The 24,689-nt window shown below is 37.7% G+C and carries 40 protein-coding genes; 33 read left to right on the top strand and 7 right to left on the bottom strand.

Annotation, left to right across the window (positions count from 1 at the left end; all coding sequences use genetic code 11):
- Positions 1-9 precede the first annotated feature (9 nt).
- Genes B9N66_RS06865 through B9N66_RS06855 form a run of 3 tightly spaced genes read right to left on the bottom strand, consistent with a single transcriptional unit; the run spans position 10 to position 2,838 of the window.
- Positions 10-1,293, bottom strand: coding sequence for a TRAP transporter large permease (locus tag B9N66_RS06865; protein ID WP_087580436.1), 1,284 nt, complete (start codon positions 1,291-1,293; stop codon positions 10-12).
- 10 nt (positions 1,294-1,303) lie between these two features.
- The gene (locus B9N66_RS06860) at positions 1,304-1,846 is read right to left on the bottom strand and encodes a TRAP transporter small permease (protein WP_087580435.1); all 543 of its coding nucleotides are present in this window, start codon (positions 1,844-1,846) and stop codon (positions 1,304-1,306) included.
- Positions 1,846-2,838, bottom strand: coding sequence for a DctP family TRAP transporter solute-binding subunit (locus tag B9N66_RS06855; protein WP_087577416.1), 993 nt, complete (start codon positions 2,836-2,838; stop codon positions 1,846-1,848). The genes B9N66_RS06860 and B9N66_RS06855 overlap by 1 nt, the downstream gene beginning before the upstream one ends.
- Positions 2,839-3,281: 443 nt before the next feature.
- Here B9N66_RS06855 and sodB point away from each other — a divergent pair, with 443 nt between their 5' ends.
- A complete protein-coding gene (gene sodB, locus B9N66_RS06850) occupies positions 3,282-3,899 on the top strand; it encodes a superoxide dismutase [Fe] (RefSeq protein ID WP_072595214.1) in 618 nt (205 codons plus the stop codon).
- A 504-nt stretch (positions 3,900-4,403) separates the two neighbouring features.
- Here sodB and B9N66_RS06845 read toward each other — a convergent pair.
- Positions 4,404-5,570, bottom strand: a complete 1,167-nt coding sequence (locus B9N66_RS06845; RefSeq protein ID WP_087580434.1) for a MalY/PatB family protein — start codon at positions 5,568-5,570, stop codon at positions 4,404-4,406.
- Positions 5,571-5,669: 99 nt separating this feature from the next.
- Between B9N66_RS06845 and B9N66_RS06840 the strand changes: the two genes are divergently transcribed.
- The 3 genes from B9N66_RS06840 (at position 5,670) to tpx (ending at position 8,021) form a co-directional block, all read left to right on the top strand.
- Positions 5,670-6,125: a DIP1984 family protein gene (locus tag B9N66_RS06840; RefSeq protein ID WP_087580433.1), complete on the top strand. Its 456-nt coding sequence runs from the start codon at positions 5,670-5,672 to the stop codon at positions 6,123-6,125.
- 214 nt (positions 6,126-6,339) lie between these two features.
- The gene (locus B9N66_RS06835; protein WP_087580432.1) at positions 6,340-7,482 is read left to right on the top strand and encodes a trans-sulfuration enzyme family protein; all 1,143 of its coding nucleotides are present in this window, start codon (positions 6,340-6,342) and stop codon (positions 7,480-7,482) included.
- A gap of 14 nt (positions 7,483-7,496) precedes the next feature.
- Positions 7,497-8,021: a thiol peroxidase gene (gene tpx, locus B9N66_RS06830; RefSeq protein WP_087580431.1), complete on the top strand. Its 525-nt coding sequence runs from the start codon at positions 7,497-7,499 to the stop codon at positions 8,019-8,021.
- Between the two features lie 45 nt (positions 8,022-8,066).
- On the opposite strand, the gene B9N66_RS06825 is transcribed toward tpx, so the two are convergent.
- The 3 genes from B9N66_RS06825 to B9N66_RS06815 all read right to left on the bottom strand — a co-directional run bounded on the left by B9N66_RS06825 (position 8,067) and on the right by B9N66_RS06815 (position 10,645).
- The gene (locus tag B9N66_RS06825; RefSeq protein ID WP_087580430.1) at positions 8,067-8,618 is read right to left on the bottom strand and encodes a ribonuclease HII; all 552 of its coding nucleotides are present in this window, start codon (positions 8,616-8,618) and stop codon (positions 8,067-8,069) included.
- Positions 8,618-9,472 (bottom strand): S-adenosylmethionine tRNA ribosyltransferase, encoded by an 855-nt coding sequence (locus tag B9N66_RS06820; RefSeq protein ID WP_087580429.1) that lies wholly within the window; start codon positions 9,470-9,472, stop codon positions 8,618-8,620. The genes B9N66_RS06825 and B9N66_RS06820 overlap by 1 nt, the downstream gene beginning before the upstream one ends.
- Positions 9,473-9,550: 78 nt before the next feature.
- The gene (locus tag B9N66_RS06815) at positions 9,551-10,645 is read right to left on the bottom strand and encodes an ATP-binding protein (RefSeq protein WP_087580428.1); all 1,095 of its coding nucleotides are present in this window, start codon (positions 10,643-10,645) and stop codon (positions 9,551-9,553) included.
- A gap of 149 nt (positions 10,646-10,794) precedes the next feature.
- Here B9N66_RS06815 and B9N66_RS09700 point away from each other — a divergent pair, with 149 nt between their 5' ends.
- From B9N66_RS09700 to rpsD, 29 genes are all read left to right on the top strand, one after another.
- Positions 10,795-10,953 (top strand): hypothetical protein, encoded by a 159-nt coding sequence (locus tag B9N66_RS09700; protein WP_180382079.1) that lies wholly within the window; start codon positions 10,795-10,797, stop codon positions 10,951-10,953.
- Between the two features lie 206 nt (positions 10,954-11,159).
- On the top strand, positions 11,160-11,810 hold the full coding sequence (locus B9N66_RS06810; protein WP_087580427.1) for a tetratricopeptide repeat protein: 651 nt from the start codon (positions 11,160-11,162) through the stop codon (positions 11,808-11,810).
- A 309-nt stretch (positions 11,811-12,119) separates the two neighbouring features.
- The gene (gene rpsJ, locus B9N66_RS06805; RefSeq protein ID WP_009295257.1) at positions 12,120-12,428 is read left to right on the top strand and encodes a 30S ribosomal protein S10; all 309 of its coding nucleotides are present in this window, start codon (positions 12,120-12,122) and stop codon (positions 12,426-12,428) included.
- Positions 12,429-12,448: 20 nt separating this feature from the next.
- Positions 12,449-13,027, top strand: coding sequence for a 50S ribosomal protein L3 (gene rplC / locus B9N66_RS06800; RefSeq protein ID WP_087580426.1), 579 nt, complete (start codon positions 12,449-12,451; stop codon positions 13,025-13,027).
- Positions 13,024-13,638, top strand: a complete 615-nt coding sequence (rplD, locus tag B9N66_RS06795) for a 50S ribosomal protein L4 (protein WP_021092445.1) — start codon at positions 13,024-13,026, stop codon at positions 13,636-13,638. Before rplC ends, rplD begins: the two co-directional genes overlap by 4 nt.
- A gap of 1 nt (position 13,639) precedes the next feature.
- Complete coding sequence (locus tag B9N66_RS06790) at positions 13,640-13,921, top strand: 50S ribosomal protein L23 (protein ID WP_002941535.1); 282 nt, start codon at positions 13,640-13,642, stop codon at positions 13,919-13,921.
- 1 nt (position 13,922) lies between these two features.
- Positions 13,923-14,756: a 50S ribosomal protein L2 gene (gene rplB / locus B9N66_RS06785; protein ID WP_021091121.1), complete on the top strand. Its 834-nt coding sequence runs from the start codon at positions 13,923-13,925 to the stop codon at positions 14,754-14,756.
- Positions 14,757-14,758: 2 nt separating this feature from the next.
- Positions 14,759-15,040: a 30S ribosomal protein S19 gene (gene rpsS / locus B9N66_RS06780; protein WP_002941639.1), complete on the top strand. Its 282-nt coding sequence runs from the start codon at positions 14,759-14,761 to the stop codon at positions 15,038-15,040.
- Positions 15,041-15,051: 11 nt separating this feature from the next.
- On the top strand, positions 15,052-15,384 hold the full coding sequence (gene rplV / locus B9N66_RS06775; protein WP_009295259.1) for a 50S ribosomal protein L22: 333 nt from the start codon (positions 15,052-15,054) through the stop codon (positions 15,382-15,384).
- A gap of 1 nt (position 15,385) precedes the next feature.
- Complete coding sequence (rpsC, locus tag B9N66_RS06770; protein WP_002941650.1) at positions 15,386-16,084, top strand: 30S ribosomal protein S3; 699 nt, start codon at positions 15,386-15,388, stop codon at positions 16,082-16,084.
- Positions 16,085-16,086: 2 nt separating this feature from the next.
- Positions 16,087-16,512 carry a 50S ribosomal protein L16 gene (rplP, locus tag B9N66_RS06765; RefSeq protein WP_021091116.1) on the top strand — a complete coding sequence of 142 codons (426 nt, stop codon included), beginning with the start codon at positions 16,087-16,089 and terminating at the stop codon, positions 16,510-16,512.
- The gene (rpmC, locus tag B9N66_RS06760; protein WP_087578020.1) at positions 16,499-16,693 is read left to right on the top strand and encodes a 50S ribosomal protein L29; all 195 of its coding nucleotides are present in this window, start codon (positions 16,499-16,501) and stop codon (positions 16,691-16,693) included. Before rplP ends, rpmC begins: the two co-directional genes overlap by 14 nt.
- 1 nt (position 16,694) lies before the next feature.
- Positions 16,695-16,946, top strand: coding sequence for a 30S ribosomal protein S17 (rpsQ, locus tag B9N66_RS06755; protein WP_021091107.1), 252 nt, complete (start codon positions 16,695-16,697; stop codon positions 16,944-16,946).
- Positions 16,946-17,314, top strand: a complete 369-nt coding sequence (gene rplN, locus B9N66_RS06750) for a 50S ribosomal protein L14 (RefSeq protein WP_021091075.1) — start codon at positions 16,946-16,948, stop codon at positions 17,312-17,314. Before rpsQ ends, rplN begins: the two co-directional genes overlap by 1 nt.
- Positions 17,314-17,550, top strand: coding sequence for a 50S ribosomal protein L24 (gene rplX, locus B9N66_RS06745; RefSeq protein WP_087580425.1), 237 nt, complete (start codon positions 17,314-17,316; stop codon positions 17,548-17,550). The genes rplN and rplX overlap by 1 nt, the downstream gene beginning before the upstream one ends.
- A gap of 5 nt (positions 17,551-17,555) precedes the next feature.
- Entirely contained in the window at positions 17,556-18,101 is a 546-nt protein-coding gene (gene rplE / locus B9N66_RS06740) for a 50S ribosomal protein L5 (RefSeq protein ID WP_002941643.1), read from the top strand.
- Between the two features lies 1 nt (position 18,102).
- Complete coding sequence (locus B9N66_RS06735; protein ID WP_002941532.1) at positions 18,103-18,288, top strand: type Z 30S ribosomal protein S14; 186 nt, start codon at positions 18,103-18,105, stop codon at positions 18,286-18,288.
- A gap of 9 nt (positions 18,289-18,297) precedes the next feature.
- Entirely contained in the window at positions 18,298-18,693 is a 396-nt protein-coding gene (rpsH, locus tag B9N66_RS06730; RefSeq protein ID WP_009295261.1) for a 30S ribosomal protein S8, read from the top strand.
- A gap of 188 nt (positions 18,694-18,881) precedes the next feature.
- Positions 18,882-19,418, top strand: coding sequence for a 50S ribosomal protein L6 (gene rplF, locus B9N66_RS06725; protein ID WP_087580424.1), 537 nt, complete (start codon positions 18,882-18,884; stop codon positions 19,416-19,418).
- 10 nt (positions 19,419-19,428) lie between these two features.
- The gene (rplR, locus tag B9N66_RS06720; RefSeq protein ID WP_087580423.1) at positions 19,429-19,785 is read left to right on the top strand and encodes a 50S ribosomal protein L18; all 357 of its coding nucleotides are present in this window, start codon (positions 19,429-19,431) and stop codon (positions 19,783-19,785) included.
- A 15-nt stretch (positions 19,786-19,800) separates the two neighbouring features.
- Entirely contained in the window at positions 19,801-20,244 is a 444-nt protein-coding gene (rpsE, locus tag B9N66_RS06715) for a 30S ribosomal protein S5 (protein WP_002941646.1), read from the top strand.
- Between the two features lie 15 nt (positions 20,245-20,259).
- Positions 20,260-20,661 (top strand): 50S ribosomal protein L15, encoded by a 402-nt coding sequence (gene rplO / locus B9N66_RS06710; RefSeq protein ID WP_021089212.1) that lies wholly within the window; start codon positions 20,260-20,262, stop codon positions 20,659-20,661.
- Complete coding sequence (gene secY, locus B9N66_RS06705) at positions 20,661-21,923, top strand: preprotein translocase subunit SecY (RefSeq protein WP_072595225.1); 1,263 nt, start codon at positions 20,661-20,663, stop codon at positions 21,921-21,923. The genes rplO and secY overlap by 1 nt, the downstream gene beginning before the upstream one ends.
- Before the next feature lies 1 nt (position 21,924).
- Entirely contained in the window at positions 21,925-22,683 is a 759-nt protein-coding gene (gene map, locus B9N66_RS06700; protein WP_087580422.1) for a type I methionyl aminopeptidase, read from the top strand.
- 35 nt (positions 22,684-22,718) lie between these two features.
- The gene (gene infA, locus B9N66_RS06695) at positions 22,719-22,937 is read left to right on the top strand and encodes a translation initiation factor IF-1 (protein ID WP_002848031.1); all 219 of its coding nucleotides are present in this window, start codon (positions 22,719-22,721) and stop codon (positions 22,935-22,937) included.
- Between the two features lie 189 nt (positions 22,938-23,126).
- Complete coding sequence (rpmJ, locus tag B9N66_RS06690; RefSeq protein ID WP_002941545.1) at positions 23,127-23,240, top strand: 50S ribosomal protein L36; 114 nt, start codon at positions 23,127-23,129, stop codon at positions 23,238-23,240.
- Positions 23,241-23,243: 3 nt separating this feature from the next.
- A complete protein-coding gene (rpsM, locus tag B9N66_RS06685) occupies positions 23,244-23,612 on the top strand; it encodes a 30S ribosomal protein S13 (RefSeq protein WP_002941610.1) in 369 nt (122 codons plus the stop codon).
- Positions 23,613-23,634: 22 nt separating this feature from the next.
- On the top strand, positions 23,635-24,027 hold the full coding sequence (gene rpsK / locus B9N66_RS06680; RefSeq protein WP_021091081.1) for a 30S ribosomal protein S11: 393 nt from the start codon (positions 23,635-23,637) through the stop codon (positions 24,025-24,027).
- 25 nt (positions 24,028-24,052) lie between these two features.
- Entirely contained in the window at positions 24,053-24,679 is a 627-nt protein-coding gene (gene rpsD / locus B9N66_RS06675) for a 30S ribosomal protein S4 (protein WP_054197275.1), read from the top strand.
- Positions 24,680-24,689: the final 10 nt, after the last annotated feature.

The raw sequence follows: 24,689 nt of genomic DNA, 5'->3' as shown, positions 1-24,689 counted from the left end.
CTCTAAATTTTAATGTCCATACATTATGTTTGGCAACCAAAGAGAAATTTGTGGTATATAAGTAACCAAGATAAGGCCAAAGAACAAAGTAAGTGTCCAAGGCAAGCATGCCATGATGACCTCTTTTAGATTCATATTTGTAAGACCGCTTGCGACAAATAAATTTAGTCCAACAGGCGGAGTCACCATACCTATCTCCATATTTACAACTAAGATAATGCCAAAATGTATCGGATCTATGCCAAGCTGCGTAGCTATCGGAAGCAAGAGTGGAACCATGATCATGATAACGCTTGAAGGCTCCATGAACTGACCCATGATAAAGAGCAAGATATTTACAAATATCAAAAATCCTATCATACCGATATTTGCATCAAGTATCATCGAAGCGATCGCTTGAGGGATCTGTTCGCTAGTTAGCAAATATGCAAAAACAACGGCGTTTGCGATGATAAAAAATATCATAGCTGTTGTAAGGGCTGAATCTAAGCAGATATCCCAAAGGTCTTTTATCTTTATATCTCTATAGATAAAAAGTGAGATAAATAGCGCATAGACCGCGCTTGCCGCAGCAGCTTCAGTTGGAGTAAAAATGCCTCCATAAATTCCGCCGATGACCACTACAACGATCAAAAGAGCCCAAAATGCTTTGGCAAATTTCTGCACTCTTACTTTAAATGGCTCAGCCTTAGTCGCTTTAAATCCAAGCTTTTTTGCCCCGATATAAGTTTGAATAAGCATAAATGCGCCAAGCATAAGACCAGGCACAACACCAGCCATAAAGAGCTTGCCGATACTTACCTCAGCTGTTACACCATAAACTATCATAACAACTGAAGGCGGGATCAAAATTCCAAGCGAGCCAGCCGTTGTTATGCCACCCACTGCGTACTCTTTTGGATAGCCAGCCTCTTTTATCGCTGCAAACATAATTGAGCCAATAGCTACAACCGTCGCAGGTGAGCTTCCAGAGACCGCTGCAAAGATGATGCAGGCAAATATCGCACTCATAGGCAAACCACCTGGCAAGTGTCCGACCATAGACTTTGCAAAGTCGATGATACGTCTTGCTGAGCCGCCTTTACTTAATAAATTTCCAGCCAAGATAAACATCGGTATTGCCATTAGCGAAAATTTATTGATACCATCAAATATAAGCTGCGGGATCGTAGCGATGTCTATGTCTGTAAAAAATATCATCGTTAAAACGGTGCTAGTTCCCAGTGAAACAGCCACAGGCACGCCTATTAGCATTAGTGCAAAAAGTAGGATAAATAAAAATGCTATTGTCATCTTTTTCTCCTTAATCTTTGACTACGCTACCATGAGCTAGCTCATGTGCCTCGTTACTCACAACGTTTTCAGCAGGCGTTAGAGCTACTTTTATGGCTTTTTCGGTTGAGCGGTAGCTAGCTGTAACGAAGGCTATTGGAAGCACTACCATAGGGACCCATTGAGGTATGCCAAGGTCTATTATCATCTGCTCGATCTCGTGAAGAATTTGTAGATAATCAATCGAATAGACTGCGATAAATAACAAAAATACAGTAGTTAGTACATGAGAGAAGATTAAACACGCTTTTGCAAGGGCTGGTGGAAATTTTTCCACCAAAATAGTTACACTGACGTGAATGCCCTTATTAAAGCCGTATGCCGCGGCAAAAAACGCCGACCAGATAAAAAGATAGTTTGATAGCTCGCTCGCCCAAGACCAGCTTTTATCGAAAAAATATCTAGCCATAACATTTGCAAAGGCTAGCAATGTTCCACTTGCGAGCCCAACTACTGCGATAGTTTTATTTAGTGAGGCTATCGCTATATCAAGGACATTAAAAAAGCTATTCATTATTTTGTCCCAAGAGTCTTTTCTATGAGATCTTTACCGATAACATCGTAAAATTTAGGATAGATTGACTGCATAACCTTTTGCCATTCGGCCTTTTGTGCGTCATCGATCTTATAAATTTCTAGTTTTTTACTAGCAGCGATGTATTTTTCAAGTTCAGCTATGACGTGAGCGTCTTCTTTTGCTGTCTCTTCTCTCTCGAAAGCTGTTGCTTCGCTTAGAGCTTGTTTTACATTTGCTTTTAGATCATCTGGTAGCTTACTCCAAAATTTATCGCTCATAACGACTAAATAGCCCAAATATCCGTGACTTGAAAGTGTAAGCGAGCTTTGAACTTCGTGAAATTTTGAGTTATAGAAATTTGAAAGCGGGTTTTCAGTCGCATCAACTACGCCTTGTTGAAGTGCAGAGTAAACCTCTGAAAATGGTAAAACTTGTGGGTTGCCACCAACTACTTTAATTTGTTCTTCAAGGACCTTTGAGCTTTGGATTCTAAATTTTTGTCCTTTTGCATCTTCTGGTACAAGAACTGGCTTTTTGCTTGAGCTAAAATGTTTAAATCCAGCATCCCAATAATCAAGCGCCACAAAGCCTTTTTTTGTAACAAGGGCTTTTAGCTCCTCGCCGACCTCGCCGTCTTGGACCTTATGAAGGTGCTCTGCATCTTTAAAGATGAAAGGCAGGTCAAATAGCTGAAACTGTGGCACGATAGGTGTAAATTTAGAAAAACTTGGAGCTGCCATTTGAACATTACCAAGCTTTAACGCACCAAAAACTCTATCGTCGTCAAGTAGCTGCGCTGATGGGAAGACTTGAACTTTTAGTTTACCGCCGCTTAGCTCCTCAGCACGTTTAGCAAAAAAGTCAGCCGCTTTGCCCTTTGGTGTAGAAGCTGCAACAACGTGAGCAAATTTGATCGTATAGACCTTGTCTGCACCAAATGCTAAGCCACTGATGGCACAAGTAAAAAGTAAAGCTTGTAAGAATTTCATCTTTTATCCTTTGTAATGGTTTTGTTAAACGCATTATAAATTTCAAAAATAAAAATTTAGAAATTTTGTTTCGTAAATTCACAGCTATTTATTTTTATATGTGTATTTTAGTAACAATTGTGCTCTTAAAAGCTAATTTATATTTTCAAAAAATTTTTATAATTTTTCGATAACTAAACTTTTAAAGTATATTTGTTACTTTTTTACACATAAAATTTATTTTATTTTTACTTTTAATAATTTTTTGAATCCATTTAACCAAATGTATGGGATATTTTGCTCCAAATTTTTCTTTTCTATAAGTTTAAAAGCCTGCCAAAAAATGTAAGTTTAGGTTTGCTTAAATTTAGCCTATATTTTGCGGCTAAATTTAAAAGATTTTTATTTATTAATTTTTTATGGCTATAATACGAAACAATAAATTTTATTATTAAGGAATTATTATGTTTGAACTTAGAAAACTTCCATTTGATGCAAATAGCAATGCAGTAGTTAGCGCAAAAACCTGTGAATACCACTACGGCAAGCATCATGCAACTTACGTAGCAAATTTAAACAATCTTATAAAAGATACAAAATTTGCTAATGCATCTTTTTATGAAATTCTAACAAATAGCGAAGGTGGGCTTTATAACAACGTTGCTCAAGTTTATAACCACGACTTTTACTGGGACTGCATCGCTAAAAAAAGCGAGATGTCAAGCGAGCTAAAAGCTGCGATCGAAGCAAATTTTGCAAATTTCAAAGAGGAATTTTTAAAAGCAGCTACAACGCTTTTTGGCTCAGGCTGGGCGTGGCTTGTATTTGATCCAAGCAGTAAAAAGCTAGAGATAGTGCAAACTAGCAACGCAAAAACTCCAGTGAGCGACGGCAAAGTACCACTTCTAGTCGTTGATGTTTGGGAGCATGCTTACTACATCGACAACTTCAACGCTCGCCCAAAATACCTAGAGACTTTTTATGAGAACATAAACTGGGAATTTGTAAGCAAAGCTTACGAGTGGGCACTAAAAGAGGGTCTTGGCTCAGTTGAGTTTTACACAAAAGAGCTTCATAAATAATATCTGGCGGGGCTTTCCCGCCTTTAAATTTCTACTTTTATCTAAATTTTTAAAGTCATCAAATTTATCAGCAAAAACTATCTTGTTTTAAAAGAAAGTGTAACTTCGAAAATGGCTCAAAATTTTGTTTTAGCAAACAATTTCTCTTAAATTTAAAGCCAGTGTGAGCTATCTCAACTTCAAATTTCTACTTTGTTGAAAATTTTAAAGCCACTGCTAAATTTACAAGCTATGGGCATAGAATTTACCACTTCAAAAAGGCATAAAATGTTTGCTTTATCAATCTACTATATCGTGATTGAGAGAGGTTATATACTTAAATTTAAAGCAACCAAATAAAAACTAGTGTAGGTCATCTTGCCTTTAAATTTATCAGCAAAACTTGATTTGATGTTAAAAAATGGTGGTGGGGGGCAATGTTCACTGTTTCAAAAATGCCCCGAGCTGTATTAATTAGGCAAGGGTAGCTTAAATTTCAAAGCCACCCAGCCAAATTTACTCAATTTATCTTTTTGAAGTGTATAAATTTATACCATTTTGTAAGCGTTTTAACCCTTCAAGCACTCTGGCTCTTTGGGTTGCGATATTCATACGGAGGAAAAATCTATCTCCCCTATAAGCATTGCCGTCATTTAGCCAAAGTCCAGCTTTATCACGCAAGAAATTCATAAAGTCGCTTGAATCCTCGCAAAACGCACTGCAATCAAGCCATAAAAGATAAGTCGCATTTGATGGCAGAAGGTTTACTGGCAAATTTTGCTCTTTTATGAAATTTATAACGATTTTTTTGTTTTCAAAGAGATAATCCCTAAGCTCATCAAGCCATGTTTGACTATCGTTAAATGCCGCTATTGTCGCAGTTATTGCAAATGCGTTTGCCTCACCTATCTCATCATAATTTACAGCTGCATTTATTCTGGCACGTATTTGCTCATTTGGCGTGACGATGGCTGAGCTTTGAAGTCCTGCGATATTAAAGGCTTTTGTAGGTGAGATGCACGTGATTGAGTTATTTTTACACTCTTCGCTAACGCTGATAAATGGCACGTAGCTTAGCCCAGGATCAGTTATATCGCAGTGAATTTCATCGCTGATGACCAAAACATCGTGCTTATAGCAAAGCTCGCCTATCTTTTTAAGCGTCTCTTTGTCCCAAATTTTTCCTATTGGATTGTGTGGATTGCAAAGAAGCATCATAGTTGTTAGTGGTTGAGCTAGCTTTGCCTCGAGGTCGTCAAAATCGATCTCGTAAGAGCCATTTTTATAGACGAGGTCATTTGATAAAATTTCACGGCCGTTGTTTTTTATGCAGTTAAAAAATACATGATAGACAGGAGCTTGAACTAAAATTTGATCTCCTGGATTACTAAACCTTCTAATAGCAGTTGAGATCGCTGGTATAACGCCAGTGCAAAAGCACATCCACTCGTTTTCAAAGCTAACATCATGACGCCTTTTCCACCAGCCTTTAATCGCTTCGTTCCACTCTTTTGGGATAAATGAGTAGCCAAAGACGCCATTATCAAGACGCTTTTGTAGGGCACTTAAAATTTCAGGTGCAGCCTTAAAATCCATATCAGCAACCCACATTGGCAAAACATCGTTTTTCATTCGCCACTTCGATGAGTTGGTGCCATCTCTACTAATAAGCGTATCAAAATCGTACTTCATAGCTTTTCCTTAAAATAAAATTTTAAATCAATTATAACCCAAAAGATACTAATATAATTTGAAATTTTCTCTCAATTTAATATTTCAAAAGGAAAAATGATGAAATTAGCTCAGGCTCTCATTTTAAGAGCCGATACACAAAAACGTTTAGAGCAGCTAAAAGGTAGGTTGCTCGATAATGCAAAAATGCAAGAAAATGAAAGACCTAGCGAAGATCCAAAGCTTCTTTTAAAAGAGCTTGATAGGCTAAGCGATGAGCTATTTAGACTGATCTTGGCTATAAATTTAACAAACTCAAGTACAAAATTTGAAGGCGTGAGTCTAACTGAAATGATCGCTAAAAAAGATACACTAAGCCAAAAAGCAAGCGTGCTTAGGGATTTTGCCAAAAGCGCAAGCCAAAAGGTCGATCTTTACTCAAATAGCGAGATAAAAATTTTAAGTAGTGTTGATGTAGCTATGCTTCAAAAGCAAATAGACGAGCTTTCTAAAGAGATCAGAGAACTAGATATGAAGCTACAAGAGGCAAACTGGCAAGTTGATCTTGTAGAGTAAAATTTATGGTGAAAATGTAGCTAAAGGCGAGTAAAAAGAAAAATTTATTAGGCTTGCGGGGAGAGCAAAAGTTTAAATTTATCCCAGCAATTTAAAAAATGCATTCTTAAAAATAAATGTTACTACCACTTACTGATTTAGCTACGTTTTGGGTGGGTTTGGGGAAGATTAATCTTTATTATGTAAGATTTCATAAAATTTTAAAAGGAAATTTATGAAACTTGACACCTTGATCGTAAAAGGCATTGAAGCTAAAAATAATCCAAATAAAGCTGTCATTCCGCCTGTTTTTTTAGCAAGTACGTTTGTGCAAGATGATCTTGAAAATTTTCAAGAATTTGCATATTCGCGTGGTAGTAACCCAACCAAAAAAGCATTTGATGAAATTTTTGCAAAGGTTGAAGGCAGCAAATACGCATTTAGCTTTGGCTCAGGCATGGCAGCAACAGCGGCGGCACTTAGCCTTATAAAAACAGGGCAAAAGGTCCTACTAAATAGCAACGTCTATGGCGGCACTTATAGGTATGTTACAACCGTTTTTGAAAGCCACGGCATAAAGAGCGAATTTATAGATGATCTAAATTTTTTAAGCGAAGATGATATAAGTGACGATGTGGCGGCGATATTTATCGAAACTCCGTCAAATCCTCTCTTAAGAGTGACAGATATCGCTAGAATTTCAAAGATCGCTCACAAAAAAGGCGCTCTAGTCATCGTGGATAACACATTTTTAACGCCTTATTATCAAAGAGTACTTGATCATGGAGCTGATATCGTGGTTTATAGCGCTACAAAGTATATCGGCGGACACGCTGATGTGATCGCTGGTATCGTCACGCTAAACGATGATGCTTTGGCTGAGAAGATAAAATTTGCTAAAAACACACTTGGTGGCATCATAAGCCCGATGGACGCATACTACCTAATACGTGGGCTTAAAACGCTTAGCGTTAGGTTTGATAGACAAACGCAAAATACTCATAAAATAATTAAATTTTTGCAGAATAATGACGCAGTTAGCGTGGTGTATTTTGCCGGCTCATATAGCGAGCAAGAGGCAAAGATGCAAGCAGCTCAAGCAAGCGACATTGGTGCACTTATCTCATTTGAGTTAGATGAAAAATATGATGTAAATAAATTTGTAAAATCACTAGAAATTTTTGATCTAGCAGTGAGCCTTGGTGGCGTAGAAAGCCTTATCTGCAGGCCTGCGACGATGACGCATGAGGCGTATCCAAAAGAGGTGCTAGATAAGATTGGTATAAAGCAAAACTTGCTTCGCCTAGCAATCGGTATCGAAAACGCTGATGATCTAATAGCAGATCTTGATCAAGCATTCAAAAAAGCAAAAAAATAATAAAGGAGATAGATATGGCAACTACAAAATTTAAAGGTAGTGAGGTAAATTTAAGTGGAAACGAGGTATTTGTAGGCTCTTATGCACCTGAAGCAAAAGTCGTAGCGCAAGATCTTAGCGAGTTTAGCATAGGTGGAAATAATGGTGTAGAAGTACTTGTTTGCTTGCCATCACTTGATACTGGCGTTTGCGCAGCAGAGGCTCGTAAATTTAACGAAAAAGTAGCTGGCAAACATGGTGTAAAACTTAGCATCATCTCAAATGATTTACCATTTGCGATGGGGAGATTTTGCACGACTGAAGGCATAGAAAATTTACGTGTAGGAAGTGACTTTAGATACGGAGAATTTGCTAAAAACTATGGCGTTTTAATGAGCGATGGCCCACTAAAAGGACTACTTGCAAGAGCGATATTTGTCATCAATGATGGCGTAATAATTCACAAACAAATCGTCCCTGAAGTGACAGAAGAGCCAAACTACGATGCTGTATTTGATGCTATTAAAAGTAGCGGTAGTTGCGGTTGTGGCTGCCATTAAAAAGGACGTTATCTAAGCATCTATTTGATGCTTAGATAATTAATCTTAGTCAAATAGAGATTTTTCAAAAGACTTTACTACAAAGCTTTTTCTATGAAGGCTTGAATAGCCAAACTTAGCAATAGCATCTAAATGTGCCTTTGTGCCATATCCTTTGTGCCCAGCAAAGCCATACTTTGAGTAAATTTTATCCCAGCCTTTCATTAAACTATCGCGGCTAACCTTTGCTAATATGCTAGCAGCACTTACCCCAGCGACTTTGCCGTCAGCTTTTATCATCGTTGTGATACCAACGCCATAGTCTAAATTTCCATCATAAATGATCTCAAAACCCTCAAAATGCGCCTTAAAAATTTTGAGCGCTCGTCTTAAGCACTCACTTAGCCCAAGTTCGTCTATTTGTGCATTTGAGAAGTAGATGATGAGAAAATTTGAGCTTTTTATAATCTCTTTAAAAAGCTCCTCACGCTTTTTTGCGGTTAGTTTTTTGGAGTCGTTTAGGCCTGGAATTCCTTTATTAAGCACGCAGGCCGCTACGCTTAAAGGCCCAGCTAAAGCCCCACGCCCAGCCTCATCTATGCCACAAATTTTTGCCATTAAAGTCCGATTTCATCGCTAAAGTAAGGTCTTAGTTCATCAAGTGGTACGCTAATTTGCTCCTCATTTAAAAAGGTAAGCCCAAGCGGCGAAAGTACAAAATTTTCGCTAACGCCTGCTGTTGCGAGGATTGCTTTTAGATGAGGGTCGTTTATATCTTTAAAAATCTGCTTTAACTTTAGCTTTTTGTTGGTTTTAAGTAAGACGACATCGCAGCTAGTTTTGTTATTTTTATAGGTGCAGATGCTTTTTATTTTGTCATTTATATAGTAGATGTTATCTAGGCTCTCAAATTGGTTATTTGGCCATTTTTTACGCTCACTTTTTAGGTCATAAAGTGTCGAGAGTAATTTATTTTTATTTTTTTTAGCCGATTCTTTGGCAAATATATCGTTAATTATAGCTTCGTATCTCGTGCCATTTGCTTCGATCATTTGGATGCCAATATTTAGCATTTCATACTCTTTTTCTTTTTTGATAGTCGCATTATAGGCTTTGTTTTTAACGATTATTTTGCCCTTTAACTCGCCATTTTCATTTTTAACGTCTAAATTTATCTTATCAGATACAGCATTTAGCGATAAAATTTCACTGCTATTTTGCTCAAGATTACCTTTTTCGTAGTCATATTTTGTACCATCAAAAAAGATATGTCCGCTTATCTTGGCCGGCACTTTAAAGCTCTTGCTTTGCTTGAAATTTTCAAATTCATCTTTAAAATAGTTCATATAAACTTCAAATTTTATACCATTTGCCTCACCAATAAATTTATAAAATTTTGCCCAGTTTTCGTGATTTATCTCATAGCCAAATAGGCTTACTATAAGTATAAAAATCCCAATAAATGCTCTCATGTCCGTCCTTCATAGTTTTGTTGATTATAGCTTCTTTACTTTAAGCTTTTAAAACAATAATCAAATAAAGGTTTAAATTTATAAACCTAGACTCCACCTAGAAAATGGCAAAATTTCGCATTTTATGCCCTCTAAACTTAACTCTGCTTGGTTTGCGACGCTAATAACTTGAAGCTTGCTAACGCCTAGCTCTTTTAAGTTTGCGTGGATTTTTTTAAATTTTAAAAAGATTATTTCGGGTGCGGAAAATGGTATGCAAATTATTGCAAGCTTCCTTTTAGTAAGGAAAAAATCTATATCTTTTGTATAGTAGATTTCATCTTTAAATTTAAGCAACTCGCAAAAAACAGTGTTGTTAAAATTTTTAGTGAAGTCCTTTTTTAGGCTTAGAGCGCTTTTAAACGCAAAGTCGTTAAAATAAAGTCTCTTCGCGGCGTTTGGCTCGTTAAATTTTTCTACCAGGCTAACCGCGCTCATATTTTCTAGCTCGCTAAGCGCGCCGTAAACGCTATCTTTTGAGATTTTGCGGGTGGATTTTAGCGTGCTAAAAATCTCAAAAACGCTCACGTTTTGCGCTTGAGCTTTCGTGCACTCTTTTAGTACGGCCATCTGTGTGGCGGAGAGTGAGGATTTTAGCGCGGTTTGTAGATTTGCCGCGACGTTTTCGGCGTCGCAAAATGCTGATGCCGGGCTCCTGCCGTGAAGCAAAAAGTGGCTAAAAAGCGTTTCTGGATCGATCTTTTTCGAAAAAAAGGCGATAAACTCCTCGTAGTCTAGAAAATCCAAATTTAGCTCGCTAAAGCCATTTAAATTTGCGTCTTGAAACCGCGAAGCGACGATAAAATTTTGTAAATTTAGCTCCAAAATAGGCTCAAATTTATCCCAAAATCTCTGCTCGAAATCATCGATCGCTAGAATTTTTATCTGAGGATTTTGGCGTAAAAACTCGGGCAAATTTGACAAAATATCATCCGCGTCTATGCGAAGGTCGCCTAAATTTACATATAAATACTCTTTGCTCTCAAATGCCGATAAAAAGCCCGCTACGAGCGAGGTTTTGCCGCTTCCTATGCCGCCTTTTATCAGCGTTTTGGGTGCGGTGATCTCAAATTTTCTATTTATAAATTTGATGTTTTTTGGCGGATTTTGATAAAGCGCGTTTAGAGTTTGCATTTTTAGCCTTTAAAATTTGGAAAATTATAGCGAAGTTTCCTTGTAAAAAGGAAAGTAATTAAAATTTGGCGCCAAAAAACAAGGACAAATTTAATGATTTTTAAGTAGGAAGGGGATAGAATGTGTTAAATTTATTTTAAGGGAGCAATGTGTCGGACAATTCAGTCAATGAAAACGAAGCCTCTACCCAAAAAGGCGGAGAGGATGGCAAGAAAGATGGCGAAACACGAAACGTAAAAGATGACAAAAAAAATGAAGCTTTCGTTCAGGTTTCTTTGTCGATTTTAGCGGTATTATCGGCGGTATAGCTACAAATATATTAGACGGAAAAGTTTCGTGCTTAAGCATTGTAGTTATTATAGTCGTCGGTTATATCATTCATAAAGTGATAACTTGCCGCGATAAACTAGATGAAAAGATAGGGGTTCCTATCTTGATAGGCTTATTGCTTGTAGTAATACTTATGTTTGCGTGTTTGGCGCATTGGGTGCAAAAATAATTTCAAAGGATAAAAATGAAAAAAGCTATTTTAGTTTTGGTGGTTTTGGCAAATTTAGTATTTGCAGGAGAAGAAAATTTTTCAGAGAATAAAAAAAAGTGCGAGGGCGGAAGTGTCTATACTTGTCTTAGTTATGGCGAAAGATATCTTTTTGGTAGAGATTTTGGCTCTCGCGATAATATTCCTAGGGATTATATAAAAGCAAAATTTTTCCTTGAAAAAGCTTGCAAAAAAGACAACGTTAAAAAAGAGGATAAGTCTAATGTTAGAGAGGCTTACTTTTACCTAGGATATATGTATCTTGAAGGGCTAGGCGTTGAGAAAGACGATAAAAAAGCTTTTGAATTATTCAACACGGCTTATGACGGCAAGCTTGATGAGTTGTATTATAGATTAGGAGAGATGTATTTTAGAGGGTACGATGTATATAGTTTTAGAAAAGTGCGCGAAGATGGAGAAAAAAGTAGAGAGTATTATGACAAGTCTTGCGACGACGGATATCCGTATGCGTGCAATGATATAGCTACAATTCTTTATAAATATGATCACGAAAATGACGAAGCTGCACAATACTATAAGAAAACTTGCGAGCTTATAAAGAAGAATGATTCTGACGTAAAAAAAGATTTACAAGAAGCTTGCGATATGTATGAATTGCTAAAATAATCCAAATTTTACCCGAGCCAAATTTGTGTTCGGGTAATCCCACTCAAATTTATCAAAGATAAAATTTAAATTTCTAGCTTCAAATTTTCCTCTAAATTTATAAAAGTTTCCTTATCAAAAGGAAATAATTAATCAAAATTCAACAAAAAATAGCGTTTTTCTTGACAACTATAATAGCTTTTTTGTAAAATCGCGTTCTCTTTACGAAAAGACAAGCGTCTTTGCTCGTACGATCGCTTGATCCTATGCGAGTTATTTTGATGTAAAGAGGTCGCGAGTTTGCGACAAGTTCTTTTTAAAGGAAAACACATGGAAAGAATCAGGTTAAAGCTAAAAGCTTACGACCATAGAGTTCTAGACCGCACTGTTGCAGCAATCGTAGAAGCTGTCAAACGAACAGGTGCCGACGTTCGTGGCCCGGTACCAATGCCTACAAAGATCAAACGCTATACAGTCTTAAAATCTCCACACATCAACAAAGACTCACGTGAGCAGTTTGAGATGAGAATACACGCTCGTATGCTTGACATCGTAGCTGCTACTCCAGAAACTGTAGATAGCCTAACAAAACTCGACCTAGCTCCAGAAGTTAATGTCGAAGTTCGTGCGATGAAATAAGCGGACAAAAGGATAAGAGTATGGAATATATTGTAGAAAAAATAGGCATGAGTAGAACGATTGCCACGAAGAGTACGCCAGTTACACTACTTAAGCTAGTTGAGGCTAAAGTATGTGAGATCGACGAAAACAAACGTGCTATCGTAGCGTATGCCCACACTAAAGCAAACAACAAAGCTATCGCTGGTCAGCAAAAAAAATATAATCTGACTGCAGAATTTAACAAATTTGCTACGCTTGAAGTAGCTAATAGCGAAGCTGGAAACCTAGACTTTACACCATTAAACGAGGCTAAAATTTTAAAAGTTAGCTTTAACTCAAAAGGTAGAGGCTATCAAGGTGTGGTAAAAAGACATGGTTTCGGTGGTGGTCCAAAAAGCCACGGCTCACGTTTCCACAGACGCCACGGTTCAATCGGTAACTGCGAATGGCCAGGTCGTGTTCAACCAGGTATGAAAATGGCAGGACACATGGGTAATGAGAAAGTTACTGTTAAAAACGAGCTAATAAGCTTTGACGCTCAAAATGGCATCGTAGTTGTAAAAGGTTGCGTTCCTGGTCACAATGGTGCAATGGGTAAAATAAGGATTGTAAAATGAGTAAAATTCACGTATTAAACGATAAATTTGAAAATTCAGGCGAGCTAGAGCTTCCTGCAAGCTACGCTGAAGTAAATCCGCACAACCTATATCTTTATGTAAAATCTTACCTTGCTGGTATAAGAGCAAATACGGCTCATACTAAAAGTCGTGCTTTTGTAAGCGGTGGTGGTAAAAAACCATGGAGACAAAAAGGACGTGGTGGTGCAAGAGCGGGTTCAACTAGAACTAACGTTTGGGTAGGCGGTGCAGTTGCATTTGGTCCAACAAACGAGAAAAACTATTTTCAAAAAGTCAATAAAAAACAAAAAAGACTAGCTCTTGAGTACGCTTTGGCAGTAAAAGCACAAGATGGTAAAATTTTCGCAGTAGATAGCATCTCAATCGAGTCTGGAAAGACAAAAGATGCAGCTAATATCATCAAAAATTTAAAAGTAAAAGACGCGCTTATCGTTAAAGATTTACTAGACGATAAAACACTACTTGCTTTTAGAAATTTAGCAAACTGCTATGTAGTAGATGCAAATGAGGTAAATGCTTATCTTGTCTCTACATTTAGTTCGGTTATCATTGAAAAAGCTGCACTAAAAACTATAACAAAAGAGGGCTAAAATGGCGGATATAACTGATATCAAAACAATTATTTATACAGAAAAAACTCTAGGCCTTCAAGAACAAGGCGTTGTTGTTATCCAAACTTCACCAAGAGTTACAAAAAACAGCTTAAAAGCGGTTTTACAAGAGTATTTTGGAGTAACGCCTGTTCGCGTAAATTCACTTAGAATTAGCGGCAAGGTTAAGCGTTTTAGAGGAAGAGCAGGTCAGCGTGACGAGATAAAGAAATTCTACGTTAAGTTACCTGAAGGCGTAAGCCTAGAAAATACGGAGGCGTAAGATGGCTATAAAATCATATAAACCATATACACCTAGTCGTAGATATATGACTGGACTAAGCTCTGAAGATATAACAGCTAAACCAAGCGTTAGAAGCTTGCTTGTTAAAATACCTGCATCTGGCGGTAGAAATAACAATGGTCGTATAACTTCAAGACATAAAGAAGCAGGTGCAAAAAAACTTTATCGTATCATCGACTTTAAACGTCGCAAATTTGGTATAGAAGGTAAAGTTGAAGCGATCGAGTACGATCCAAACAGAAACTGCCGTATCGCTCTTATAGCTTACAAAGATGGCGAAAAGCGCTACATCATTAGACCAAACGGCCTAAATGTTGGCGACGTTATCGCATCTATCGATGAGGGCTCACTAGATATTAAACCAGGCAACGCTATGAAATTAAGATTTATCCCAGTTGGTACTATCGTTCATAACGTTGAGCTAAAACCTGGCAAAGGCGCTCAGATAGCTCGTTCAGCTGGTGGTTATGCTCAGCTAATGGGTAAAGAAGAGAAGTATGTTATCTTAAGAATGCCAAGTGGCGAGATGAGACAAGTACTAGCTGAGTGTATGGCAAGTATCGGTGTAGTTGGCAACGAAGACTGGGCTAACATCACTATCGGTAAAGCTGGACGTAATCGCCACCGCGGTATCCGCCCACAAACACGTGGTTCTGCTATGAACCCAGTTGATCACCCACACGGTGGTGGTGAAGGTAAGAAAAATTCAGGCCGTCACCCAGTTACTCCATGGGGTAAACCAACTAAAGGTGCTAAGACTCGCCGTAAAAAAGCTAGCGATAAGCTTATAATTTCAAGAAGGAAAGGAAAATAGAGATGGCAAGATCACTCAAAAAAGGTCCTTTCGTAGATGATCATGTAATGAAAAAAGTTATTGCCGCAAAAAATGCAAACGATAACAAACCAATCAAGACTTGGTCAAGACGTAGCACGATTGTACCTGAAATGATTGGACTAACATTTAACGTTCATAATGGCAAGAGCTTTATTCCTGTATATGTTACAGAAAATCATATAGGCTATAAACTTGGCGAATTTGCTCCAACACGCACATTTAAGGGTCACAAAGGCTCAGTGCAAAAGAAAATCGGCAAGTAAGGGGAGATAAGATGAGTAAAGCAATTATAAAATTCGTAAGACTTTCTCCTACAAAAGCAAGACTTATAGCAAGAGAAGTTCAAGGCATGAATGCCGAGCTAGCGCTTGCAAGCTTGCAATTTATGCCAAATCGTGGTGCTAAATTTATAGCAAACGCTATTAGCTCAGCAGTAGCAAATGGCGGATTTGAGCCAGAAGAGGTTGTAGTAACTAGTTGCCGCGTTGACGCTGGTCCTGTATTAAAGAGATTTAGACCAAGAGCAAGAGGAACAGCGAGCAAAATTCGCAAACCTACTTCTCATGTAATGGTAGAAGTATCTAAACCTGAAAAGAAGGAAGCATAATATGGGACAAAAAGTAAATCCAATAGGTCTTAGACTAGGAATTAACCGCAACTGGGAATCTAGATGGTTTCCAACCAAACAAAGTCTTCCTGAAAATATCGGTGAAGATTACAAAATTCGTGCATTTTTAAAGAAAAAACTTTACTATGCAGGAATTAGCCAAATTCTAATCGAAAGAACGGCTAAAAAACTTCGTGTAACCGTAGTTGCAGCTCGTCCTGGTATCATCATCGGCAAAAAAGGTCAAGATGTTGAAAACCTAAAGAACGAAGTTAGCAAACTTATCGGTAAAGAAGTAAATGTAAATATCAAAGAAGAAAGAAAAGCTCAAGCTTCAGCTCAACTTGCTGCTGAAAACGTAGCTATGCAACTTGAAAAGCGTGTCGCATTTAGACGTGCTATGAAAAAAGTTATCCAAGGTGCTCAAAAATCAGGCGCTAAAGGTATCAAAATTTCAGTTGCTGGTCGTTTAGGTGGCGCTGAGATGGCAAGAACCGAGTGGTATCTAGAAGGTCGCGTTCCGCTTCATACTCTTAGAGCAAAGATCGATTACGGTGTAGCTGAGGCTCATACGACTTATGGAAACATAGGTATTAAAGTATGGATTTTTAAAGGTGAGGTTCTTCAAAAAGGTGTTCAACCTGAGAAAACTGAAGAAGAAGCACCTAAGAAAACACGTAGAGCAAGAAGAGGTAAATAATTATGTTGATGCCTAAAAGAACGAAATTTCGTAAGCAAATGAAAGGTCGCAACCGTGGTTATGCGACTCGTGGAGCATCTTTAGCAACTGGCGAATTTGCACTTAAGGCTGTTGAGGCTGGTAGAATAAATTCACGCCAAATAGAAGCTGCTCGTCAAGCTCTAACCCGTCACGTAAAGAGACAGGCTAAAATTTGGATTAGGGTTTTCCCTGATAAGCCACTTACTAAAAAACCTCTACAAACTCGTATGGGTAAAGGTAAGGCTGGAGTTGAAGAGTGGGTTATGAATATCAAACCTGGTCGTATAATATTTGAAATGGCTGGTGTTAGCGAAGAGTTAGCTCGTGAAGCTCTAACTTTGGCTTTACACAAACTTCCTTTCAAATCAAAATTTGTAACGCGAGAGAGTGAAAATGAAATATACTGAGTTAAAAGATAAGAGCGTTGCAGAATTAAACGCGTTGCTAAAAGAGAAAAAGGTGCTTTTATTTACTTTAAGACAAAAGCTAAAAACTATGCAGTTAAGCAACCCTAATGAGATTAGTGCTATTCGCAAAGAGATAGCTCAGATCAACACTGCAATTAGTGCAACAAGACAAGGGGCGTAAAATGGCATTAAAAAGAGAAATTCAAGGTGTTGTTTTACAAAAAGCTGGAGATAAAACAGCTACTATTTTGGTAGAAAGACGCGTTATGCACCCAAGATACCATAAATTTGTAAAACGCTTTAAAAAATATTTAGTTCACGATGAGAAAAATGAGACAAGAGCAGGCGATACAGTTGTTGCGATCGAGTGCAGACCACTTTCAGCTCGCAAGAATTTTCGCTTAAAAGCTGTATTGGCAAAGGGAGTTGAGTAATGATTCAAAGTTTTACAAGACTTGCAGTTGCTGATAATAGTGGTGCAAAAGAGTTAATGTGTATAAAAGTTCTTGGCGGCAGCAAAAGAAGATACGCTACACTTGGTGATATCATAGTTTGTTCTGTTAAAAAAGCTCTTCCAAATGGCAAGATCAAAAAAGGACAGGTTGTAAAAGCTGTTGTTGTAAGAACTAAAAAAGAGGTTCAAAGAGATAATGGTTCGCTAATCCGCTTTGACGAGAATGCGGCTGTTATACTTGATAGCAAAAAAGAGCCAGTCGGCACTCGTATTTTTGGACCAGTTGGACGTGAAGTTAGATATGCTAACTTTATGAAGATTGTTTCGCTAGCTCCGGAGGTTTTATAATGGCTAATGTAAAATTTAAAGTCAAAAAAGGCGATAATGTTAAGATCATCGCTGGTGACGATAAAGGCAAAACTGGTAAAATTTTAGCAGTTCTTGCAAAAAAAGGTCAGGTTATAGTTGAGGGATGCAAAATAGCTAAAAAAGCTATCAAACCAAGCGAAAAAACTCCAAATGGTGGTCACGTAAATAAAGAGATGCCAATTGACATATCAAACGTCGCGAAAGTTGAAGGATAAGAGATATGAGTAGATTAAAAGATAAATTTAACGAAACTATCAAGCCAGCTCTCGTAAAAGAATTTGACATCAAAAATCCAATGCTTATCCCTGCGCTCGAGAAGATCGTGATCAGTGTAGGTGCTGGAGACTCTGCGAAAGATCAGAAAGTGCTTCAAAATATGGCTGATACCATTTCACTTATCGCTGGACAAAAGGCGGTTATCACTGATGCTAAAAAATCAGTTGCTGGCTTTAAAGTTCGCGAGGGTTTCCCTGTTGGTATCAAAGTAACTTTGAGAAAAGAGCAAATGTATGCTTTCTTAGATAAGCTAATCAGCGTTGCTCTTCCAAGAGTTAAAGACTTCCGTGGTCTTCCAAAAAATGGCTTTGACGGACGTGGAAACTATAACTTTGGTCTTAGCGAGCAGCTAATGTTTCCAGAGGTTGAGTATGATAAAATTTTACGAACTCATGGTATGAATATTACGATTGCTACTACGGCTAAAAATGATAAAGAGGCATTCAAATTGCTAGAGCTATTTGGTGTGCCGTTTGCAAAAGGAAAGTAAAATGGCAAAGAAATCAATGATAGCAAAAGCTGCACGCAAGCCAAAATTTGCGGTTCGCGGCTATACTAGATGCCAAATTTGCGGTCGCCCGCACTCTGTTTATAAAGATTTTGGAATTTGCCGTGTTTGCCTAAGAAAAATGGCTAACGAAGGCCTAATACCTGGTCTTAAAAAAGCAAGTTGGTAAGGAAGAGAAATGTTGAACGATTTAATATCAGATGGATTAACACGCATTAGAAATGCAAGTATGAGAAGACTTGAGACTGCTAAATTGCTTCATTCTAAGGTTGTTGAGGCTACTCTTTCTATCCTTGCAGCAAAAGGCTATGTAGAGAGCTACAACGTTATCGAAGAAGGTAACAAGAAATTTATAAACGTAGTTTTAAAGTATGATGAGTACGGCAGAAGCGTTATAAACGAGCTTAAAAGAGTTTCAAAACCTGGTCGCCGTGTTTATCAAGGCAAAGACGACATTAAGCGTTTTAAAAATGGTTACGGAACAGTTATCGTTAGCACAAGCAAAGGCGTTATGAGCGGTATTGAAGCAAGTAAAGCTGGCGTTGGCGGCGAAGTTCTTTGTACAGTTTGGTAATAAACTGCATTAAACGCTATTTAATCTTATGATTTTAAGGTTAAATTTTTAGCTTGGTAAAATTTAGATTTTGCCAAGCTAAATTTAGAAATTCAAATGAAGGTTTCGTCAAATTTGACGATAAAATTTACGGCATTGTGGTGTTTATTCGTAAATGTAGGAACACCCTAGACAAGTAAAGGAAAAAAATGTCACGTATTGGAAAACAGCCTATCGCTATCCCAAGTGGTGTAGACGTTAGTGTTGAAAATAATGTCCTAAAATTTAAAAAGGGCAATCATATAAAAGAGCTTGACACAAAAGGTCATGTTGATGTCAAGATAGAAAATGGTCATATAGTTTTTGCTCCAAAAGGCGAAGATCGCCAAAGCAGAGCTTACTGGGGAACATATAGAGCGCTTGCTAACAACATCGTAACTGGTATCACAGCAGGCTTCACTCGCCAGCTTGAGATCAACGGCGTTGGTTACAAAGCAGCTGCAAAAGGTAAAATTTTAGAGCTTTCTCTTGGTTTTTCACACCTTATCAACTATGAGCTACCAGCAGGCGTTGAAGCTAGCGTTGAGAAAAACGTTATTACTATTAAAGGTGACGACAAACAAGTAGTAGGCCAAGTGGCTGCTCAAGTTAGAGGATTTAGACCACCTGAGCCATACAAAGGCAAGGGCGTTAAATACATAGAAGAACGTATCATCCGCAAAGCGGGCAAGACATCTAAGAAGTAAGGGGCGGTAAATGACAGCAAAAGTACTAAAAAGAAAAATCGCTCTTAGAATTAAGAGAAAAAGAAGAATCAGAGGTAAAATTTCTGGTGTTGCAACTTGCCCAAGAGTTTCTATTTTCAAATCAAATAGAACTATCTATGTTCAAGCGATTGACGACATTACAGCTACTACACTAGCTGCGGTTGATGGTAGAAAATTAGGCATAAAAGCAAATAAAGAAGGTGCGGTCACTTTAGCTAAAGAATTTGCTAAGGCTTTAAAAGCTAAGAATATAGATGTTGCAGTTTTTGATAGGAATGGTTATTTATACCATGGCGTTATCGCAGCATTTGCTGAAGCTTTAAGAGAAAATGGCATCAAGCTATAACCCAAAGGAAAATCGATGGAAAAATATAATAGAGAAGAATTTGAAGAAGTAATCGTCGATATCGGTCGGGTTACAAAGGTTGTTAAAGGTGGTCGTAGATTTAGATTTACAGCTTTAGTTGTTGTTGGTAATAGAAATGGTCTAGTTGGCTTTGGCTATGGTAAAGCTAAAGAGGTACCAGATGCGATGAGAAAAGCAATTGACGACGCATTTAAAAATATTATCCACGTTAAGATCAAAGGCACAACTATTCCTCATGACGTAGAGGTAAAATATAACGCAAGTAGAATGCTACTTCGCCCAGCTAGCGAGGGTACTGGTGTTATCGCTGGTGGTAGTGCACGCCCTATTATCGAGCTTGCAGGTATTAAGGATATCCTTACTAAATCACTTGGCTCAAACAACTCAGCAAATGTCGTTCGTGCTACTATAAAAGCACTTAGTTTGCTAAAAAGCTAAGAGAAAGGAGTTAAGATGGCATTAGAAAAATTAACACCTGCTGCAGGTTCAACTCATGCAACTAAAAGAATAGGCCGTGGTCAAGGTAGCGGTAATGGCAAAACTGCTGGCAAAGGTAACAAAGGTCAAAGAGCAAGAAAAGGCTACAATGAGAAAAGAGGTTTTGAGGGCGGACAGCAACCACTTCAAAGACGTCTTCCAAAAGTAGGTTTTACTTCTAAATTTGAAAAACCTTATGTTATCAATGTTGAAAAGATCGCAGCTATAAAAGAGCTTGCGGAAATTTCAATCGCAACAATAGCTAGCGTTCATAAAATTTCAAAGAGCGTTACTAAGATAAAACTAATCGGTGCAAGCGCAAAAGCTCTTGCTTCAAAGATCAAAGACGAGAACGTTAGCGTTAGCGGAACAAAATAATGGATAAAACACTGACCAACAAGATTTTAATCACGTTGGCATTTTTGTTCGCATACAGGATACTGGCTTATGTGCCAGTTCCTGGTGTTAATGTCGACGTAATTAAAGAATTCTTCAATTCAAACAATAGTAATGCCTTGGGTCTGTTTAATATGTTTAGTGGTAAAGCTGCTGAGCGTTTAAGTATTATCTCTTTAGGTATCATGCCTTACATTACAGCTTCGATCATTATGGAGCTTTTAGCAGCAACATTTCCGAAATTAGGTCAGATGAAAAAAGAGCGTGACGGTATGCAAAAATATATGCAAATTATACGCTATGCAACCATTGTCATCACTCTTGTACAATCAATCGGTGTTTCTATCGGACTTCAAAGCTTAAGCGGACGCGGTGGCGAACAAGCTATCATGATAGATATAAATTTATTTATCGCAATCTCTGCTGTATCTATGCTAACTGGAACTATGCTACTTATGTGGATAGGTGAGCAGATCACACAGCGAGGCATAGGCAATGGTATAAGTCTTATCATCTTTGCTGGTATCGTTTCTGGCATACCTAGTGCGATCGGCGGAACTATAAATTTAGTAAATACTTCTGAGATGAATTTCCTAACAGTCATCGCTATTTTAGCGATTATTTTAGCTACCATTGGTGCTATTATATTTGTTGAGATGGGTGAAAGGCGTATCCCTATTTCTTACTCAAGAAAAGTGATAATGGAAAATCAAAACAAACGTATAATGAACTATATACCGATCAAAGTAAATTTAAGTGGCGTTATCCCACCGATATTTGCTAGTGCGATTTTGATGTTTCCTAGTACTATTTTACAAGCTAGTACAAATCCGATCATCCAAGCTATCAACGACTTTTTAAGTCCAAATGGCTATATGTTTAACTTTTTAACATTTTTGTTTATCATCTTCTTTGCGTTTTTCTACGCATCGATCGTGTTTAACACAAAAGATATAAGCGAAAATTTAAAGAAACAAGGCGGATTTATCCCAGGCGTTAGACCAGGTGAGAGTACGGCTAGTTATCTAAATGAAGTAGCTGGAAGGCTAACTTTAGGTGGTGCTTTATACTTGGGTATCATTTCAACACTGCCTTGGGTCCTTGTAAAGACTATGGGTGTTCCATTTTATTTTGGTGGCACGTCAGTACTTATCGTGGTTTCAGTAGCACTTGATACGATGAGGCGTATAGAAGCTCAGTCTTACACAAACAAATACCAAACTCTAAGCGCAGTAGGTCTATAAAATGGCTATCACGCTTAAAAGACCAGCTGAGATAGAGAAAATGAGAGCGGCGAACAAGATCGTCGCTCGAACTCTTGATCACGTTTCTACGATCATAAAACCTGGAATTTCACTTCTTGAGATAGATAAGATTTGTGAAGATATGATAAGGGCTGCTGGGGCAAAACCTGCTTTTAAAGGTCTTTATGGCTTTCCAAATGCGGCTTGCATAAGCGTCAATGAAGTGGTGATCCACGGAATCCCAAATGAATACAAACTAAAAGAGGGTGATATCGTTAGCGTTGATATCGGCTCAAATTTAGATGGTTATTTTGGTGATTCGGCTAGGACTTTTGGGGTCGGTAAAATTTCAAAAGAAGATGAGGCTTTGATCGCTTGCTCAAAAGATGCACTATATTTTGCGATAGATTTCATAAGAGCTGGTATGCATTTTAAAGAAATTTGCTACGAGCTTGAGAAATTTATACTAGGTAGAGGCTATGTGCCTTTGCGTGGGTATTGTGGTCACGGCATAGGCAAAAGGCCACACGAAGAGCCAGAAATTCCAAACTATCTTGAGGGGCATAATCCAAAAGCCGGACCAAAGATAAAAGAGGGAATGGTATTTTGTATAGAGCCGATGATCTGTCAAAAAGATGGCACTCCAGTTTTGGGAAGCGATAACTGGAGAGTAACTTCAAAAGATGGTTTGAGAACTAGCCATTATGAGCATTGCATGGCGATAGTTAATGGTAAAGCTGAAATTTTAAGCCAAGCATAAAAATTTATAGTAAAAATTTAAGGAAAGGAGAGTTTGTGGCAAAAGACGATGTCATTGAAATTGATGGAAACGTTGTTGAAGCACTGCCAAATGCAACTTTTAAAGTTGAGCTTGACAACAAACATATAATTTTATGTCATATCGCCGGAAAAATGAGAATGCATTATATAAAGATAATGCCTGGCGACCGCGTAAAAGTAGAACTTACGCCATATAGCCTAGATAAGGGCAGGATCACTTATAGATATAAGTAAATTTAGCCTCTTGGCAAATATGCTAAGTAAATTTAAAGCTGGTTTTGGATAAAATCCAAGCTTTGCGAAAAGCTGTATGAAGAATTATTTTCAAAGTTCCCCACTTATTTTGAAAATAGTTGGTCTAAATTCTTTCTTTAGACCTGATGCAGCCCCTAAAAAAGTGGAATAAATTTTTAGGAGACTAAAATGAAAGTTCGTCCTTCTGTAAAGAAGATGTGTGACAAATGTAAAATTGTCAAACGTAGTGGTATAATTCGTGTTATCTGCGAAAATCCAAAACATAAACAAAGACAAGGATAAGGCATGGCACGTATTGCAGGTGTAGATTTACCAAACAAAAAGAGAATCGAGTATGGTTTGACTTATATTTATGGTATAGGTCTTTATAAATCTCGTCAAATTCTTGACGCAGCTGGAATTTCTTACGACAAGAGAGTTTATGAGCTTAGCGAAGACGAAGCAGCAGCTATCCGTAAAGAAATTCAAGAGCATCATATCGTTGAGGGTGATTTGAGAAAACAAGTTGCTATGGATATCAAAGCTCTTATGGATCTTGGAAGTTATAGAGGTCTTCGCCACAGAAAAGGTCTTCCTGTTCGTGGTCAAAAGACTAAAACTAATGCTAGAACCAGAAAAGGCAGACGTAAAACTGTCGGTGCAGCTACTAAGTAAGGCAAGGGTTAAAGGATAATAAATGGCGAAAAGAAAAATTGTTAAGAAAAAAGTAGTTAGAAAAAGCATAGCCAAAGGTATCGTTTATATCAGTGCAACATTTAATAATACTATGGTAACTGTAACTGATGAAATGGGAAATGCTATTGCATGGAGTAGTGCAGGTGGCTTAGGCTTTAAAGGTAGTAAAAAATCAACTCCTTATGCAGCTCAGCAGGCAGTTGAAGATGCTCTAAATAAAGCAAAAGAGCATGGTATAAAAGAAGTTGGTATTAAGGTTCAAGGTCCAGGTAGCGGACGTGAAACGGCTGTTAAAAGTGTAGGAACTGTTGAAGGAATTAAAGTATCTTTCTTTAAAGACATTACGCCTTTACCACACAATGGTTGTAGACCGCCAAAACGCCGCCGCGTATAATTAGAGAAAAATAGGAGAAATTATTATGGCTAGATATACAGGACCTGTTGAAAAATTAGAAAGACGTCTTGGTGTGTCTCTTGCGTTAAAAGGCGAAAGAAGACTTGCTGGTAAAAGTGCTTTTGAAAAAAGACCTTATGCGCCAGGACAACATGGACAAAGAAGAGCAAAAATAAGCGAATATGGCTTACAACTTCGCGAGAAACAAAAAGCTAAATTCATGTATGGTGTTTCAGAGAAGCAATTTAGAAGATTATTTCAAGAAGCAGCACGCCGCGAGGGCAACACTGGTGCCCTTTTGGTTCAACTACTAGAGCAAAGATTAGATAATGTTGTTTATAGAATGGGCTTTGCAACAACTCGTCGTTTTGCTCGTCAGCTAGTAACTCATGGACATATTTTAGTAAATGGCAAAAGAGTAGATATACCATCTTACAGAGTTGAACCTGGCGCAAAAGTAGAGATTGTCGAAAAATCTAAAAACAATCCACAAATTGTTCGTGCGATAGATCTTACAGCACAAACTGGTATTGTTGCTTGGGTAGATGTTGAAAAAGAGAAAAAATTTGGAATTTTCACTAGAAATCCAGAAAGAGAAGAGGTTATCATTCCTGTTGAGGAAAGATTTATAGTAGAGCTTTATTCAAAATAATAGAGGGTAT

It is taken from the genome of Campylobacter concisus (assembly GCF_002165775.1).
GTDB classification, from domain to species: Bacteria; Campylobacterota; Campylobacteria; order Campylobacterales; family Campylobacteraceae; genus Campylobacter_A; species Campylobacter_A concisus_E.
The sequence above is the reverse complement of the archived record's forward strand: the minus strand, read 5'-3'. Positions and strand labels throughout refer to the sequence as shown.

Bases quoted from the DNA above. Each gene is read 5' to 3' on its own strand.
- B9N66_RS06865 (WP_087580436.1), bottom strand. From the start codon at position 1,293: ATGACAATAGCATTTTTATTTATCCTACTTTTTGCACTAATGCTAATA.
- B9N66_RS06860 (WP_087580435.1), bottom strand. From the start codon at position 1,846: ATGAATAGCTTTTTTAATGTCCTTGATATAGCGATAGCCTCACTAAAT.
- B9N66_RS06855 (WP_087577416.1), bottom strand. From the start codon at position 2,838: ATGAAATTCTTACAAGCTTTACTTTTTACTTGTGCCATCAGTGGCTTA.
- sodB (WP_072595214.1), top strand. From the start codon at position 3,282: ATGTTTGAACTTAGAAAACTTCCATTTGATGCAAATAGCAATGCAGTA.
- B9N66_RS06845 (WP_087580434.1), bottom strand. From the start codon at position 5,570: ATGAAGTACGATTTTGATACGCTTATTAGTAGAGATGGCACCAACTCA.
- B9N66_RS06840 (WP_087580433.1), top strand. From the start codon at position 5,670: ATGAAATTAGCTCAGGCTCTCATTTTAAGAGCCGATACACAAAAACGT.
- B9N66_RS06835 (WP_087580432.1), top strand. From the start codon at position 6,340: ATGAAACTTGACACCTTGATCGTAAAAGGCATTGAAGCTAAAAATAAT.
- tpx (WP_087580431.1), top strand. From the start codon at position 7,497: ATGGCAACTACAAAATTTAAAGGTAGTGAGGTAAATTTAAGTGGAAAC.
- B9N66_RS06825 (WP_087580430.1), bottom strand. From the start codon at position 8,618: ATGGCAAAAATTTGTGGCATAGATGAGGCTGGGCGTGGGGCTTTAGCT.
- B9N66_RS06820 (WP_087580429.1), bottom strand. From the start codon at position 9,472: ATGAGAGCATTTATTGGGATTTTTATACTTATAGTAAGCCTATTTGGC.
- B9N66_RS06815 (WP_087580428.1), bottom strand. From the start codon at position 10,645: ATGCAAACTCTAAACGCGCTTTATCAAAATCCGCCAAAAAACATCAAA.
- B9N66_RS06810 (WP_087580427.1), top strand. From the start codon at position 11,160: ATGAAAAAAGCTATTTTAGTTTTGGTGGTTTTGGCAAATTTAGTATTT.
- rpsJ (WP_009295257.1), top strand. From the start codon at position 12,120: ATGGAAAGAATCAGGTTAAAGCTAAAAGCTTACGACCATAGAGTTCTA.
- rplC (WP_087580426.1), top strand. From the start codon at position 12,449: ATGGAATATATTGTAGAAAAAATAGGCATGAGTAGAACGATTGCCACG.
- rplD (WP_021092445.1), top strand. From the start codon at position 13,024: ATGAGTAAAATTCACGTATTAAACGATAAATTTGAAAATTCAGGCGAG.
- B9N66_RS06790 (WP_002941535.1), top strand. From the start codon at position 13,640: ATGGCGGATATAACTGATATCAAAACAATTATTTATACAGAAAAAACT.
- rplB (WP_021091121.1), top strand. From the start codon at position 13,923: ATGGCTATAAAATCATATAAACCATATACACCTAGTCGTAGATATATG.
- rpsS (WP_002941639.1), top strand. From the start codon at position 14,759: ATGGCAAGATCACTCAAAAAAGGTCCTTTCGTAGATGATCATGTAATG.
- rplV (WP_009295259.1), top strand. From the start codon at position 15,052: ATGAGTAAAGCAATTATAAAATTCGTAAGACTTTCTCCTACAAAAGCA.
- rpsC (WP_002941650.1), top strand. From the start codon at position 15,386: ATGGGACAAAAAGTAAATCCAATAGGTCTTAGACTAGGAATTAACCGC.
- rplP (WP_021091116.1), top strand. From the start codon at position 16,087: ATGTTGATGCCTAAAAGAACGAAATTTCGTAAGCAAATGAAAGGTCGC.
- rpmC (WP_087578020.1), top strand. From the start codon at position 16,499: ATGAAATATACTGAGTTAAAAGATAAGAGCGTTGCAGAATTAAACGCG.
- rpsQ (WP_021091107.1), top strand. From the start codon at position 16,695: ATGGCATTAAAAAGAGAAATTCAAGGTGTTGTTTTACAAAAAGCTGGA.
- rplN (WP_021091075.1), top strand. From the start codon at position 16,946: ATGATTCAAAGTTTTACAAGACTTGCAGTTGCTGATAATAGTGGTGCA.
- rplX (WP_087580425.1), top strand. From the start codon at position 17,314: ATGGCTAATGTAAAATTTAAAGTCAAAAAAGGCGATAATGTTAAGATC.
- rplE (WP_002941643.1), top strand. From the start codon at position 17,556: ATGAGTAGATTAAAAGATAAATTTAACGAAACTATCAAGCCAGCTCTC.
- B9N66_RS06735 (WP_002941532.1), top strand. From the start codon at position 18,103: ATGGCAAAGAAATCAATGATAGCAAAAGCTGCACGCAAGCCAAAATTT.
- rpsH (WP_009295261.1), top strand. From the start codon at position 18,298: ATGTTGAACGATTTAATATCAGATGGATTAACACGCATTAGAAATGCA.
- rplF (WP_087580424.1), top strand. From the start codon at position 18,882: ATGTCACGTATTGGAAAACAGCCTATCGCTATCCCAAGTGGTGTAGAC.
- rplR (WP_087580423.1), top strand. From the start codon at position 19,429: ATGACAGCAAAAGTACTAAAAAGAAAAATCGCTCTTAGAATTAAGAGA.
- rpsE (WP_002941646.1), top strand. From the start codon at position 19,801: ATGGAAAAATATAATAGAGAAGAATTTGAAGAAGTAATCGTCGATATC.
- rplO (WP_021089212.1), top strand. From the start codon at position 20,260: ATGGCATTAGAAAAATTAACACCTGCTGCAGGTTCAACTCATGCAACT.
- secY (WP_072595225.1), top strand. From the start codon at position 20,661: ATGGATAAAACACTGACCAACAAGATTTTAATCACGTTGGCATTTTTG.
- map (WP_087580422.1), top strand. From the start codon at position 21,925: ATGGCTATCACGCTTAAAAGACCAGCTGAGATAGAGAAAATGAGAGCG.
- rpmJ (WP_002941545.1), top strand. From the start codon at position 23,127: ATGAAAGTTCGTCCTTCTGTAAAGAAGATGTGTGACAAATGTAAAATT.
- rpsM (WP_002941610.1), top strand. From the start codon at position 23,244: ATGGCACGTATTGCAGGTGTAGATTTACCAAACAAAAAGAGAATCGAG.
- rpsK (WP_021091081.1), top strand. From the start codon at position 23,635: ATGGCGAAAAGAAAAATTGTTAAGAAAAAAGTAGTTAGAAAAAGCATA.
- rpsD (WP_054197275.1), top strand. From the start codon at position 24,053: ATGGCTAGATATACAGGACCTGTTGAAAAATTAGAAAGACGTCTTGGT.